A 13,440-nucleotide genomic window follows, 5' to 3' on the forward strand; every position below is an offset into this window, starting at 1 on the left:
GGATCGGGATCGGATAGTAGACGGCGCTGGGGATTTCGGCCGCCTTCAGGTGGGCCGCCAGGCCATCCCGGTCGTCGGTCTCGATCGTATACTGCGCCCAGACGCTGACCCCGCCCGCGATCACCGGGGGTGTCCGGACCACGTCGCTCAGGCCCGCCGCATAGCGGTCGGCCACCAGATTGCGGGCGGCGATTTCGTCCTCGAAGATGGTCAGCTTCTGCAGCAGGACGGCGGCCTGGAGGGTGTCCATGCGGCTGTTCATGCCGACGCGCATATTTAGATATTTGGGATCGTGGTCGAAGGTCTTGCCGGCGATGTCGGACTTCACCGCCTGGCCGTGGACCCGCAGCGAGACCAGCAGGTCGTGCAGCCGCTCGTCCTTGCACAGCACCGCCCCGCCGTCGCCGTAGCAGCCCAGCGGCTTGGCCGGGAAGAAGCTGGTGGTGGTGACGTCGGCCCAGGCGATCGGGTGCTGGCCATTGAGCGTGCAGCCAAAGCCCTGGGCGGAGTCGGCGATCAGCTTCAGGCCGTGCTTCCTGGCCACCGCCGAGATGGCGGGATAGTCGGCAGGCTGACCAAACAGGTCCACCGCGATCACCGCGCGCGGCGTCAGCTTGCCCTCGGCCTTGATGGCTTCGATGGCCGCGTCCAGCTTCACCGGATCGAGGTTGTAGGTGTCGGGCAGGACATCGACGAACACCGGCGAGGCGCCCACCAAGGGCATGACCTCGGCCGTGGCCGCGAAGGTGAAGGAAGGGCAGAAGACCGCGTCGCCGGGGCCGATATCCCAGGCCATCAGCGGCAGCTGGAGGGCTTCCGTGCCGGATCCGCAGGACAGCACGAAGGGCGCCTGGCCGAACGCGCCCAGCTCGTTTTCGACCTGGGCGATCTCGGGGCCCATGATGTAGGCGCCCGAGCGCACCACCTTGAGGATCGCGTCCTCTAGCGGCTGGCCGAGGCGGACCCGCTGGGCCTGGAGGTCGATGAACGGAATCGGCATGGCGGATCAGTCCCGGGTCACGAAGCGGCGCGCTTCATGACACGGCGAGTCTAGCCAAGCCACACACGCTTGTTTTCGGAAAGTTGCGGGTGAAGGCCTCTCCTCTCCCCGTTCAGGGGGAGAGGGTAGGGTGAGGGGCGCGCAGCAAGGCTGCGCGTCTCGGCCTCGGCGTGGTCCCGGAACTTCAGAAAGAGCCCTCACCCTACCCTCTCCCACAAGTGGGAGAGGAGGTGACAAAGCCCTAGATCTGCCGGGCGCGGCCTTCCCAATAGGGGGCGCGGACCTTGTTGCGCTGGATCTTGCCGGCCTCGGAACGCGGCAGCTCGGTGACGAAGTCCAGCCCCCGCGGCACCTTGTAGGCCGCCAGGGTCTGGCGTCCGAAGCCCAGGATCTCCTGGGCCAACTGGTCGGAGGGCTCGTAGCCGGGCTTCAGCATGATCACGGCGCGGACCTGTTCGCCCCACTCGTCGTGCGGGATGCCGACGGTGGCGCTGTCGGCCACGGCCGGGTGCTTGATCAGCTCGTTGTCGATTTCCTGCGGGTAGATGTTCACCCCGCCGGAGATGATGGTCTCGGCGTTGCGGCCGGTGAGGAACAGGTAATCGTCCTCGTCGAAATAGCCGACGTCGCCCATGGTGAAGAAGCCGTCGCGCCGGTTGGCGTTGGTCTTGGCCTCGTCCTTGTAATAGGTGAAGCCGCCGCCGGGCGGCAGCTGGTGATAGATGCCGCCGGGTACGCCCGGAGGCAGTTCATTGCCTTCCTCGTCGAGAATGCGGACCTGCAGCATTTGCGGACGCTTGCCGACGCTGCCGGGCTTCTTCAGCCACTCTTCGGCGGTGATGGTGAAGCCCGCCCCGCCTTCGGAGCCGGCATAGTACTCGCTCAGCACCGGGCCGAACCACTCGATCATGGCGTGCTTGACCTCGGGCGGGCAGGGGGCCGCGCCGTGGACGATGTATTCCACGTGGTCGATGGGATAGTTGGCCTTCACCTCCGGCGGCAGGGACAGCAGCCGCTGGAACATGATCGGCACCAGGTGGAAGTGGGTGACCTTCTTCTCCGAGATGGTCTTCAGGACGTGCTCGGAATCCCACTTGTCGATGAAGTGCAGAGGCACGCCGGCGTTCATCGAGGCGTTGACGTCAAAGGCCAGGGGGGCGGCGTGATAGGCCGGTCCGGCGCACATCTGCACCGAGGTCTTCGGATCGTAGCCGCGCAGGGCCAGCATGCTCGGCGGGATCACCGGGGCGTTGGCGCGGTGCACGCCCTTGGGCCGCCCGGTGGTGCCGGAGGTGTACATCATCTGGCCGCCGCGGACGGGGTCGGAAATGTCCGAGCCGTCCTCGGCCGCCAGGGTCGTCTCGTAGTTGAGGAAGCCCTCGATATCGCCGCCCACCGACAGCTTGATCAGCAGGTCGGGGCACTCGGCGGCGGCGGGGGCGGCGGCGGCCACGCGGGCCTCAGCCACCAGGGCCTTGGCTTCGCAATCCTTGATGATGTAGGCGATCTCGTCGACCGTCAGGTGCCAGTTCACCGGGGTGATGCGCAGTCCGCTGCGCTGGGTGGCCGCCAGGGTCTCGATGAACTCGGCGCGGTTGGAGCAAAGCAGGGCCAGGCTGTCGCCGGCCTTCAGGCCCGCCTTACGCAGGGCGCGCACCAGCTTGTTGGCGTTGGCGTTGACCTCGGCGAAGGTCTTTTCGCGCCCGGAGGGGTCCACCACAGCGGTGCGGTCCGGCGCCTGGTCGGCCCAGAAGGCCACGGTCATGCCGTGGTTGGCCGACTCGTCCAGAGCCGCGTTAAATTCTTCCGGCGTCTTAAATTCTTGCATTCAAATTCCTCCCGTCGCCCGGTGGCCGGCAGCGGCTTTCACGCGGTGCAATCAATTTTGTAGGTTCCGGCGCGGAGGTCGCTCGGCGGTCGCGGGCGCAATATGCCTGTGGCCTGCCGTTCCGTTCCGGAAACCTACCATCACACGGCTCGGCGCGCTCGACAACGCCCCGGAAATCCGGACGGCGATCGGATGTGGAACCTTAGCCATGAAACTTCGTTGGCGCCGAAGTCGGGGAGCCCAAAACGAACTAGGCCGTTATGTGCTGTCAACGGTGAGCGGCCACGCTCGCCGTTCCTTGAAACGACGCGAGTGAGGCGCTTGAGCGATCAAGAGAACAAGCAATTAGACCGGATGGCCCGCACCGGTGTGGCCGGTCTTGATGACATCCTGGGGGGCGGCCTGACCCGCCAACGGATCTATCTGCTGGAAGGGACCCCGGGCTCCGGCAAGACGACGGCGGCCATGCAGTTCCTGATGGCCGGAGCGGAAGCCGGCGAGACCGGGCTCTACATCACCCTGTCGGAGAGCGTTGAAGAGCTGCAGGCCACGGCCACTTCCCATGGCTGGGTGCTGCCTGACCGGCTCAAGGTGTTCGAGTTGATCCCGGCCGAGGATCTGCTGGATGAGCAGCACCAGCAGAGCCTGCTCTATTCCTCCGATCTCGAGCTCGGGGAGGCCACCCGGATGATCTTCGGGGCCATTGAGGATACAAAGCCCTCCCGCGTGGTGATCGATAGCCTGTCGGAGATACGCCTGCTGGCCGGCGGCTCCCTGCGCTACCGCCGCCAGATCCTGGCCCTGAAGCATTACTTCTCCCGAAGCGGGGCCACGGTCCTGATGCTGGACGACATGACCGCCGAGGCCGACGACAAGACGGTGCACAGCGTTGCTCATGCGGTGATCCGGCTGGAGGAGTTGGCCCCCGCCTACGGCGCCGAGCGCCGTCGGATGCGGGTGATCAAGTATCGCGGCCAACCTTTCCGCGGCGGCTTCCACGACTTCGCCATCCGGCATGGCGGCCTCATCGTCTTTCCGCGCCTCGTCGCTTCGGAACATCGCCTGGACTTCAAGCGCGACATCCTGGCCAGCAGTGTCACCCAGTTGGACGCCTTGTTGGGGGGCGGCGTGGCTCGCGGCTCCAGCACCCTGGTCCTCGGGCCGGCGGGCGCCGGCAAGTCGCTGCTGACGATGGAGTTCGTCGTCGCCGCCATCAAGCGCGGCGAGAAGGCGGCCATGTTCATCTTCGATGAGGAGCTGGGCCTGCTGTTCGCCCGCGCCAGGGCCATGGGCATCGACCTGGCGGCGATGCGTGACTCAGGGGACCTGCTCATAGAGCAGGTGGACGCCGCCGAGCTCTCGCCGGGGGAATTCACCCACAAGGTCCGCGAGTGCGTGGTAGCGCGGAATTTGCAGACCATCGTCATCGACAGCCTCAACGGCTACCAGGCGGCCATGCCCGAGGAACAGTTCCTCGTGCTGCACATGCATGAACTGCTGACCTTCCTTAACCGTCGCGGCGCCAGCACCTTCCTGACGGTGGCCCAGCATGGCCTGGTGGGGGACATGAAGGCGCCGGTGGACATCACCTACCTGGCCGACACCGTCATCCTGATGCGCTACTTCGAGGCGACGGGACGGGTGCGACGGGCGATTTCGGTGATCAAGAAGCGCACCGGGTCGCACGAGGACACGATCCGCGAATACGTGATCGATGGGCGTGGCCTCACGGTCGGCGGGGCCTTGGAGGGCTTCCAGGGCGTCCTGCGCGGCGTCCCGGTCTATGTCGGCCAGGCCGAGTCCCTGCTGGACGAACGCGTGTGACTGTCATGGCCGCCTCGCGGGAAGAGACCGCCCTGATCCTCACCCCGGCTGGACGGGACGCCCAGATCGCCTCCAGCTTGCTGAGGGAAGCCGGAATCCTCAGCCGCGCCTGCGGCAGGGTGGAGGACCTGTGCCGCGAACTTGCGGAGGGGGCGGGTTTCGCCCTGCTGGCGGACAACGCCCTCCACAATGTCGACGTCGCCGGCCTCTCCCGGTGGGTGGCCGAACAGCCGCCCTGGTCGGACTTCCCATTCATCCTGCTGACCGAACGCGGCGGCGGGCTGGAGCGCAATCCCCAGGCCTTCCGCCTGACCGAGACCCTGGGCAACGTGATCTTCCTGGAGCGGCCCTTTCACCCCACCAGCCTTGTCAGCGTGGCCCGCACCGCCCTGCGCGCGCGGCGGCGCCAGTACGAGGCCCGCCAGCGGATCGACGAAATCCGCGAGGCCGAAACCCTGCTGGAGCGCCGGGTCGAGGAGCGCACCGCCGAGCTGGGCGCCGCCAACCGCCAGCTGGTCACCCAGATCGAGGAGCGCGAGAAGGTCGAGGCGGCCCTGCGTCAGGCTCAGCGCCTGGAGGCTGTGGGCCAGCTGACCTCCGGCGTGGCCCACGACTTCAACAACCTGCTCACCGTGGTGCTGGGCAATGTCCGCCAGCTGGCCAAGGCGGAGACGGACTCGACCACTCTCCGCCGCCTGGACATGATGGAACAGGCCGCCCAGCGAGGCGCCAAGCTCACCGCCCAGCTGCTGGCTTTCTCGCGCCGCCAGAAGCTGGAGCCGCAACTGGTGAACCTCAACCAGACGGTGGAGAGCATGCGCGACCTGCTGCAGAGCACCATGGCATCCCACGCGCGCATCGAGACCGACCTCGATGGCGATCTCTGGGGGGCGTTGATCGATCCGACCCAGATCGAGCTGGTGATCCTCAACCTGGCCATCAACGCCCGCGACGCGATGGAGGTGGGCGGTGTACTCACCGTCAGCACCGCCAACGCCACCCTCGGCCAGCCCCGCCGCGCCGAGGAGCCGCCGCCGGGGGACTATGTGATGGTGGCGGTTTCCGACACCGGCACGGGCATGCCCTCCGAGGTGCTGGCCAAGGTCTTCGAACCCTTCTTCACCACCAAGGCGGTGGGCAAGGGCTCAGGGCTTGGCCTGTCCCAGGTGTTTGGCCTGGCCAAGCAGTCCGGCGGCGGGGTGCGCATCGACACCGCCCCTGGCAAAGGAACCTCGGTGGAGGTCTATCTGCCGCGCTGCGACGACATCGCCGCGCCGCGCGCCCTGCCTCGCGAGGCGCCCAGGGGGATCGATGGCCGTCCGGTGGTCCTGCTGGTGGACGACGATAGCGCCGTGCGGGAAATCACCGCCGGCATGCTGGACGAGCTCGGCTACTGCGTGGTGGAGGCCGGCAGCGGCGGCGCGGCCCTGGAGACCCTGCAGCAGCGGCCCGACATCGACCTGATGCTGCTGGACTTCGCCATGCCCGGCATGAACGGGGCCGAGGTGGCCCGCGAGGCCATCACGCGGCGGCCCCACCTGCCGATCGTCTTCGTCACCGGCTATGCCGATGTCGATGCCCTGGCCCATGCCGGGGAGGCGGGCGTCATCCAGAAGCCCTTCGAGGACCACGAACTGGCCAGCAAGCTGCGGGCCGTTCTCGAGAGCCTCTCCGCCTAGAGCATGTCGGGCGCAAGTGGGCGCCGGTTCGCCGCCCGGACATGCTCTATATTCAAGAAGATAGACCCTTTTTATCCGATCAGGTTGATTCAACCTGATCCGGAAAGGGCCTAGCCGAACTTCGCGCGCGCCCAGCGCAGGGCGAGGTAGCCGGCCGTCGCGGCCAGGGCGGTGACGAAGGCGCCCCAGGTGATGTCGGCCAGGGTGATCTTGGTGGACCAGACCTTCAGGGTCGCCTGGTTGGTCAGGTCATAGGTGGCGTAGCAGACCGCCCCCAGGATCGCCCCCGTGGTCATGGCCTTGGTCCAGGAGGTGGCCGGCGAGACGGCGAGCGCCATGATCCCCAGGATGTAGACGACGTAGAACACCGCCGCGGCCTTCAGATTGACCTCGTCGGCCAGGACCGGATTGAGGGTCGGCCGGTAGAGCCGCTCATTGCTCCAGGTCAGCCACACGGCGTCCACGGCGGCGAAGACCAGGCCCGTGGCCAGGTAGGCGATGATGTATTTCAGCATCTCGGGCTCCCTCAGGCCGGCCGCAGGCGATAGTGGCTGACGCCCCACTCGGCCCCGCCACGATGTCCGAACAGGCCGGCGGTGGCCAGGAAGAACAGCCGCCAGCGCCGGCGCCACAGCACCGCCTGGTCGCCATAGACCTCCCGCAGGACCGGCCGGATCACGGCGGCGTTGCGGTCGTAGTTCTCCAGCCACTGGTTGGCGGTGGTCTCGTAGTGGGCGCCGCTCCAGCGCCAGTCGGCCTCGACCGTGAACAGGTCGGGGAACTGCCGCATCAGGTCGTGGCTGGGCATGACGCCGCCGGTGAAGAAGTGCTGGCCGATCCAGTCGGCCTCGTCATTGACGTCAAACCGGTAGGGCGTGGTCTTGTGAGTGAAGACGTGGATGAACATCGCCCCGTCCGGCTTCAACCAGCTCTTGGCCCGGGTCAGCAGCCCGCGCCAGTTGGCCATGTGCTCGAACATCTCCACCGAGACGATGCGGTCGAAGGCGCCCTGCGTCGCCGCGAAGTCGTTCATGTCGGCGGTGATGACGGTGAGGTTGGTCAGGCCCTGGGCCGCCGCCCGCCGGCGGATGAACTCGCCCTGGCTCCTGGAGTTGGAAACGCTGGTGACCCGCGCGCCGGGCAGGTTTCGGGCCATCCACAGCGACAGCGACCCCCAGCCGCAGCCGAGCTCGAGGAGATGCTGGCCGTCCCTCAGGTCGGCATGGGCGGCGGTCTCGGCAAGGGCCTTTTCCTCCCCCTCCTCCAGCGTCGTCGCGCCCTCGCCATAGAGGCAGCAGGAATACTTCAGTTGTGGTCCCAGCACGGCTTCGAAGAAGGCGGCGGGCAGCTCGTAGTGCTGGTCGTTGGCCTCACCTGTATGCTCGGCGATCGGCCGCTGGGCCATCTCAAGAGCGAACTGGGCGTCGGCGTCGGCCGGGGCGCCCGACAGGTTGCGGCGCGCATTGGCCACCAGGAAGTCCACCGCGGCGCGGCGCACCAGATCGGGAAGCGGCGCGCCCTCGAAGGCGTTAATGGTGCTGGCGACGAGACTCATATGGGGCGGCCCTCTGCTGGCTCCTGGAAAGAAGCCTTCAGGAGCCATACGGATGCAGCTTGGCCACGGATGCGGCGTTTGCATCCGCAGACAGTCGCCTCGCGTAACTCTACCTTACTCGCCCAGGAGGTTCCGTGACGCCGCAAAGCCCTGACAAACCGCTCCGCATCGCCGTCGTCGGTGGTGGTGTCGCCGGCCTTTCGGCCGCCTGGATGCTGGGGGCCAAGCATGTGGTCACCCTTTTCGAGGCCGACAACCGGCTGGGCGGCCACGCCAACACGGTGGAGGTGCGCGGGAGCCAGGAAGCGACCCCGGTGGACACCGGCTTCATCGTCTACAACCCGCCCAACTACCCCAACTTCACGGCCCTGCTGGATCATCTGGGCGTCGCCAGCCAGCCGGCCGACATGGCGCTGAGCGTCTCCCTCGACGACGGCGCCTTCGAATATTCCAGCGGCGCGATCTTTGCCCAGAAGCGTAACCTGTTCAGCGCCCGGTTCTGGGGCATGCTGCGGGACGTCAACCGCTTCTACCGCCACGGCCCCAAGGATCTGGCCAGCCTCGAGGCGCCGCTCACCTCGCTGGACGACTATCTGTCTCAGAAGGGCTACTCCCAGGCGTTCCGGGACGATCACCTGATCCCCCAGGCCGCCGCCATCTGGTCCACTCCGCTTACCTCCATCCGCGACTACCCGGCCGCCGCCCTGATCCGCTTCTTCCAGAACCACGGGATGATGACGATCTTCGGCCGCGGCGCCTGGCGCACGGTCACGGGCGGTAGCCGCGCCTACGTCTCGAAGCTCGCCGCCGCCTTCCAGGGCGAGGTCCGGTCGAGCGCCCGGATCGTCTCCATCCGCCGCGACGCCCTCGGCGTGGAACTGCGGGACGCCCACGGGCACGCGGAACGCTTTGACCAGGTGGTGATCGCCACCCATGGCGACCACGCCCTGCGCCTGCTGGACGACGCCACGCCTGAAGAGCAGCGCCTGCTGTCGGCCTTCGAGTATAGCCGCAACCTGACCGTCCTGCACACCGACGCCGCCCTGATGCCCAAGCGCCGCAGCGCCTGGACAAGCTGGAACCACATCGGCAAGCGGTCGGCGCCCGGCGAGGGCTGCGTCACCTATTGGATGACCCGGCTGCAGGGCCTGAAGACCGCCACGGACTACTTCGTGACCCTCAACCCCACCAAGGAGATCGCGCCCGAGGCCGTCATCCATACCGACGTCTATGAGCATCCCTTGTTCGACGCCGGGGCCATCGCCGCGCAGCGGGAGATCTGGTCGCTGCAGGGTGTGCGCCGCACCTGGTTCTGCGGCTCCTATCTCGGCCATGGCTTCCACGAGGACGCCCTGCAGTCGGGGCTGGCGGTCGCCGAGGAGCTGGGCGGGGTCCGCCGCCCCTGGACCGTGGAGAACGAGTCCGGTCGCATCCATCTGGACGGCGGCGTTCCCGCGCCCGCCGTGCAGGCCGCCTGACCATGTTCGCCTCCGGCCTCTATTCCGGAGTCACCACCCACACTCGGTTCCGCCCCCGCGGCCACAAGCTGCGCTACGGCATCTTCATGATGCTGCTGGACCTCGACGAACTCTCGACCCTGGACGGTCGGCTGAAGCTATTCGGGCAGGATCGCTTCCGGCTCACCAGCTTTTCGGAGCGCGACCATCTCGACGGTTCGGCGACCCCGCTCAAGACGCAGGTCGAGGCCCACCTCGCCGCCGCGGGCATCCCGTCCGGCGGGCCGGTCCGCCTGCTCTGCATGCCGCGTATCCTGGGGGGGGTGTTCAACCCCCTCAGCGTCTATTTCTGCCACCGCCCGGACGGCGCCCTGTCGGCCATCCTCTACGAGGTTAGCAACACCTTCGGCGACCGCCACAGCTACCTGATCCCCGCCCATGGGGCAGGCGTCATCGAGCAGGAGGCGCCCAAGAGCTTCTACGTCTCGCCCTTCATGGACATGGACCTGGCCTACGCCTTCCGCATCGCTCCGCCGGGCGAGGCGGTCTCCATCACCGTCGACGTGCACGACGCCGAGGGACGCCTGCTGGCCGCCAACTTCGCCGGACAGCGCGCCGAGCTCACCGACGCCGCGATCTGGAAAGCCTGGCTCAGCCACCCCCTGATGACGCTCGGCGTCATGGCCGCCATCCACTGGGAGGCCCTGAAAATCTGGCGCAAGGGCGAAAAGCTCCGCCCCCGTCCCAAGGCCCCGGGCGCGCCTGTGACTGTGGTTCCGGCGGCCCAGGTTAGCGCCGCCTAGACCCTTCTCCTCCCCCGCAAACAGGGGAGGAAAGCGTTCCGCCTCGCCAAATCCGGGCGCAGACACATCACCGCAACCTTCCCCGCCTATTCGCCACCAGCGTCAAAACAGGTCTGGCGCGCCTGGGGCGGGCGCCTCAGAATGTTTCCATACTAGACGATGGAAATTTTAGATGAGTGATTCACACCCCTCCCGGCGGGGTGCGGCGTCGGCTGATTCCGAGCCAATCCAAGTCGATGTGAAGACCATGCCCCGCGTATTGCAGCGGATCGTGGGTCTGGCTTTTAACTACCCGTGGTTGGTGGCCCTGGCGATGGCCGCCTCGCTGGGCGCGGCGCTCGCCAGCCTGGCCCTGCCGACCTTGCTGGGCCGCGCCGTGGACCAGGCGCACGGCCTGCTGCTGCAAGGCGCCACCCAGGCCGACCAGGCCCGCGAGGCCCTGATGATCACCGCCGGGCTGGTGATCGGCGCCACCATTCTGCGCGGCGCCATGACCATGTGGTCGGGTTATCTGGGCGAACTGGTCAGCCAGAAGGTCGGCCACGATCTGCGTCTCCAGTTCTTCCAGCAGCTCCAGCGCCTGTCCTTCGGCTTCCACGACCGTATTCACTCCGGCGACCTCGTCACCCGCGGCATGCTCGACCTGGAAGGGGCCCGGGTCTTCATCCAGGGCGGCCTCATGCCGATCCTCACCCTGGCCCTGCTGCTGGTGTTCGCCTCCTGGCAGATGCTGGCCATCGACCAGACGCTCGGCCTGATCGGCCTGGCCTTCGTGCCCTTCTCGGCCCTGGCGCTCGGCCGCATGGGTTTCCTGCTGCGGGTGACCTGGCTGCGGTTCCAGGAGCTGATGGCGCAGTTGACCCTGACCATGGAGGAAAACCTCCAGGGCATCCGGGTGGTCCGCGCCTTCGCCGGCAAGCTCTTCGAGATGGCCAAGTTCGACCAGGCCTCGGTGGACGCCCTGGCCTATTCCTACAAGCGCATCACCCTGCGCTTCCGGGGCGTCGCGGTGATGCAGGTGACCTTCAACGCCTCCATGGCCGGCGTCCTCTGGTACGGCGGCCACAAGGTGGCGGCCGGCACGATGAGTGTCGGCACCCTGACCGCCTACCTCACCTACATGACCCTGCTGCAGGGCCCGATCCGCCAGATCGCCATGATCTTCAACGCCGCGGCGCGGGCCACCTCCTCCGGCGCCCGGGTCTTCGAGGTGCTGGACCTGGAGCCGGAGATCGCCGATGCGCCGGGCGCCAGGCCCCTGGCGCCGTCCAAGGGCGTACTGCGCTTCGAGAGCGTCGACTTCGGCTACGTCCCCGGCAAGCAGGTCCTCACCGGCATCGACTTCGAGGTCGGCCCTGGCCAGACCCTGGGCATCGTCGGCCCGCCCGGCTCGGGCAAGTCCACCATCGCCAACCTGATCCCCCGCTTCTACGACGTCACCGGCGGCGCCATCACCATCGACGGCGTCGACATCCGCGACGTGACCCTGCCGTCCCTGCGCGAATATGTCGGCCTGGTGCAGCAGGAAGCCTTCCTGTTCGACTCATCCATCGGCCACAACGTGGCCTATGCCGATCCCTGGGCCGAGGAGGAGCGCATCGTCGGCGCCGCCAAGACCGCCCAGATCCACGAGCACATCGTGGGCTTGCCCGCCGACTACGAGACCCGGGTCGGCGAGCGCGGCGTGGCCCTGTCCGGCGGCCAGCGCCAGCGGATGAGCATCGCGCGCGGCGTGGTGCCCGGTCCCGGCGTCATGATCTTCGATGACTCGACCGCGGCCATCGATGCGGTGACCGAGCGGCGGGTGCGCGACGCCCTGGCCGAGGCCACCCGGACCAAGGCCACCATCATCATCGCCCACCGCCTGTCGTCCCTGATGCACGCCGACCAGATCATCGTGCTCGATGACGGGGTGGTGGTGGAGCGCGGGACCCACGCGCAGCTTCTCAAGGCCGGCGGGGTCTATGCCGACCTCTATGAACTGCAGTCGCGCTCGGACGCCTCGGCGACCTTGGACGACGTAACCTTGGAAGGGGCCCCCGCGTGACCGACACCACCGCGAACGCCGCGCAAAGGCGCAGCACGCCCCGCGCCTCCCTGGGCTCCTCCGAGGGCGACGACGTCTTCGGCACCTTCGACATCAATGTCGCGCGGCGGTTCCTGGCCTTCCTGGGCCCCCACAAGCGCTCCCTGGTCATCGCCCAGGTGGCCGTGTTGATCTCGGCCGCCACCCAGGTGGCGGTCCCGGCCATGATCGGCGCGGCGGTCAATGCGGCGGTGGCCAAGGACGGGCCTCTGCTGGACCGGACGCTCATCGTCTTCGCCGCGGTGGCCGCGGCCTACGCCGCCTTCTTCTTCATCGGCGAATGGCTGTCCTCCCGCCTGGCGCAGCGGGTGATCTTCGACATCCGCCGCAAGATGTTCGCCCACTTCCAGGACGTGTCCCTGTCCTTCATGGACAAGACCCACGTCGGCCGGATCATGGCCCGCCTGCAGGGGGACGTAAACGCCCTCCAGGAGTTCCTGGAGAACATGAACGGCGCCATCGGCGACTTCGTGATGCTGGTGGGCATCACCGTCGTGCTGCTGATGACCGACCTGAAGCTCGGCCTGTTGACCCTGACGGTCCTGCCCGCCCTGATCGCCATTCGCGCGGTCTGGCTGCCCTTCTCCAAGAAGAGCTTCCGCCTCGCCCGCGACGCCTCCTCAACGGCCAACTCCGCCCTGGCGGAGAACATCAACGGCGTCCGCACCGTCCAGGAAAGCCGCCGCGAGCACCTGAACTTCGAGCTCTACAAGGAGAAGGCCCAGGAGAACTTCACCGCCCAGGTCCACGCCTCCTGGATGACCCAGATCATGGTCCCCACCGTGGACGTGCTCACCGGCCTGGCGATGGCCATTGTCATCATCGTCGGCGGCAATGCGGTGCTGGGCGGCACGCTCAACGTCGGCGTGATGGTGACCTTCATCCTCTATGTGCAGCGGTTTTTCGAGCCGGTCCGCATGTTGTCCATGCAGTACACCATCATGCAGAGAGCGATGGCCGCGGGGCACCGGATCTTCGAGGTGATCGATGTCCCCGTCACCATCGCCGACAAGCCCGGCGCCATCGAGCTGAAGGACGTGCCGGCCACGGTGGAATTCCGCAACGTGACCTTCGGCTACGATCCCAAGCGTCCGGTCCTGCACGACATCAGCCTGATGGTGCGGCCCAAGGAGGTCGTGGCCCTGGTGGGTCCCACCGGCTCGGGCAAGACCAGCATCATCGCGCTGGCCCACCGCTTCTATGAGGTC

10 protein-coding genes are annotated in these 13,440 nt (G+C 67.4%); 6 read left to right on the forward strand and 4 right to left on the reverse strand.

Annotated elements, in window-relative coordinates; genetic code table 11:
* Both RMO97_RS00255 and RMO97_RS00260 read right to left on the reverse strand, forming a co-directional pair.
* Positions 1 to 1,000 (reverse strand): DegT/DnrJ/EryC1/StrS aminotransferase family protein (locus tag RMO97_RS00255; RefSeq protein WP_310538564.1); only part of this gene is annotated, 1,000 nt, incomplete at its 3' end.
* 241 nt (positions 1,001 to 1,241) lie between these two features.
* Positions 1,242 to 2,828: an AMP-binding protein gene (locus tag RMO97_RS00260; protein WP_310538565.1), complete on the reverse strand. Its 1,587-nt coding sequence runs from the start codon at positions 2,826 to 2,828 to the stop codon at positions 1,242 to 1,244.
* A 354-nt stretch (positions 2,829 to 3,182) separates the two neighbouring features.
* Here RMO97_RS00260 and RMO97_RS00265 point away from each other — a divergent pair, with 354 nt between their 5' ends.
* Both RMO97_RS00265 and RMO97_RS00270 read left to right on the forward strand, forming a co-directional pair.
* A complete protein-coding gene (locus tag RMO97_RS00265) occupies positions 3,183 to 4,652 on the forward strand; it encodes an ATPase domain-containing protein (RefSeq protein WP_310538566.1) in 1,470 nt (489 codons plus the stop codon).
* 5 nt (positions 4,653 to 4,657) lie between these two features.
* On the forward strand, positions 4,658 to 6,331 hold the full coding sequence (locus RMO97_RS00270) for a response regulator (protein ID WP_310538573.1): 1,674 nt from the start codon (positions 4,658 to 4,660) through the stop codon (positions 6,329 to 6,331).
* Positions 6,332 to 6,441: 110 nt separating this feature from the next.
* Here RMO97_RS00270 and RMO97_RS00275 read toward each other — a convergent pair whose 3' ends face one another.
* Together RMO97_RS00275 and RMO97_RS00280 are read right to left on the reverse strand one after the other, a co-directional pair.
* A complete protein-coding gene (locus RMO97_RS00275; protein ID WP_310538567.1) occupies positions 6,442 to 6,846 on the reverse strand; it encodes a DUF2177 family protein in 405 nt (134 codons plus the stop codon).
* An 11-nt stretch (positions 6,847 to 6,857) separates the two neighbouring features.
* Positions 6,858 to 7,886: a cyclopropane-fatty-acyl-phospholipid synthase family protein gene (locus tag RMO97_RS00280; protein WP_310538568.1), complete on the reverse strand. Its 1,029-nt coding sequence runs from the start codon at positions 7,884 to 7,886 to the stop codon at positions 6,858 to 6,860.
* A 134-nt stretch (positions 7,887 to 8,020) separates the two neighbouring features.
* Here RMO97_RS00280 and RMO97_RS00285 point away from each other — a divergent pair, with 134 nt between their 5' ends.
* From RMO97_RS00285 to RMO97_RS00300, 4 genes are all read left to right on the forward strand, one after another.
* Positions 8,021 to 9,364, forward strand: a complete 1,344-nt coding sequence (locus RMO97_RS00285) for an FAD-dependent oxidoreductase (protein ID WP_310538569.1) — start codon at positions 8,021 to 8,023, stop codon at positions 9,362 to 9,364.
* A gap of 2 nt (positions 9,365 to 9,366) precedes the next feature.
* Entirely contained in the window at positions 9,367 to 10,146 is a 780-nt protein-coding gene (locus RMO97_RS00290; protein ID WP_310538570.1) for a DUF1365 domain-containing protein, read from the forward strand.
* A gap of 247 nt (positions 10,147 to 10,393) precedes the next feature.
* Complete coding sequence (locus RMO97_RS00295) at positions 10,394 to 12,193, forward strand: ABC transporter ATP-binding protein (protein ID WP_310538571.1); 1,800 nt, start codon at positions 10,394 to 10,396, stop codon at positions 12,191 to 12,193.
* The coding region (locus tag RMO97_RS00300) for an ABC transporter ATP-binding protein (protein ID WP_310538572.1) at positions 12,190 to 13,440 on the forward strand (1,251 nt) is incomplete at its 3' end. The genes RMO97_RS00295 and RMO97_RS00300, both read left to right, overlap by 4 nt.

The organism is Phenylobacterium sp., from assembly GCF_031425575.1.
Classification (GTDB): Bacteria; Pseudomonadota; Alphaproteobacteria; order Caulobacterales; family Caulobacteraceae; genus Phenylobacterium.

Coding starts and splice junctions, on each gene's coding strand:
- RMO97_RS00260 (WP_310538565.1), bottom strand. CDS start 2,828: ATGCAAGAATTTAAGACGCCGGAAGAATTTAACGCGGCTCTGGACGAG.
- RMO97_RS00265 (WP_310538566.1), top strand. CDS start 3,183: ATGGCCCGCACCGGTGTGGCCGGTCTTGATGACATCCTGGGGGGCGGC.
- RMO97_RS00270 (WP_310538573.1), top strand. CDS start 4,658: ATGGCCGCCTCGCGGGAAGAGACCGCCCTGATCCTCACCCCGGCTGGA.
- RMO97_RS00275 (WP_310538567.1), bottom strand. CDS start 6,846: ATGCTGAAATACATCATCGCCTACCTGGCCACGGGCCTGGTCTTCGCC.
- RMO97_RS00280 (WP_310538568.1), bottom strand. CDS start 7,886: ATGAGTCTCGTCGCCAGCACCATTAACGCCTTCGAGGGCGCGCCGCTT.
- RMO97_RS00290 (WP_310538570.1), top strand. CDS start 9,367: ATGTTCGCCTCCGGCCTCTATTCCGGAGTCACCACCCACACTCGGTTC.
- RMO97_RS00295 (WP_310538571.1), top strand. CDS start 10,394: ATGCCCCGCGTATTGCAGCGGATCGTGGGTCTGGCTTTTAACTACCCG.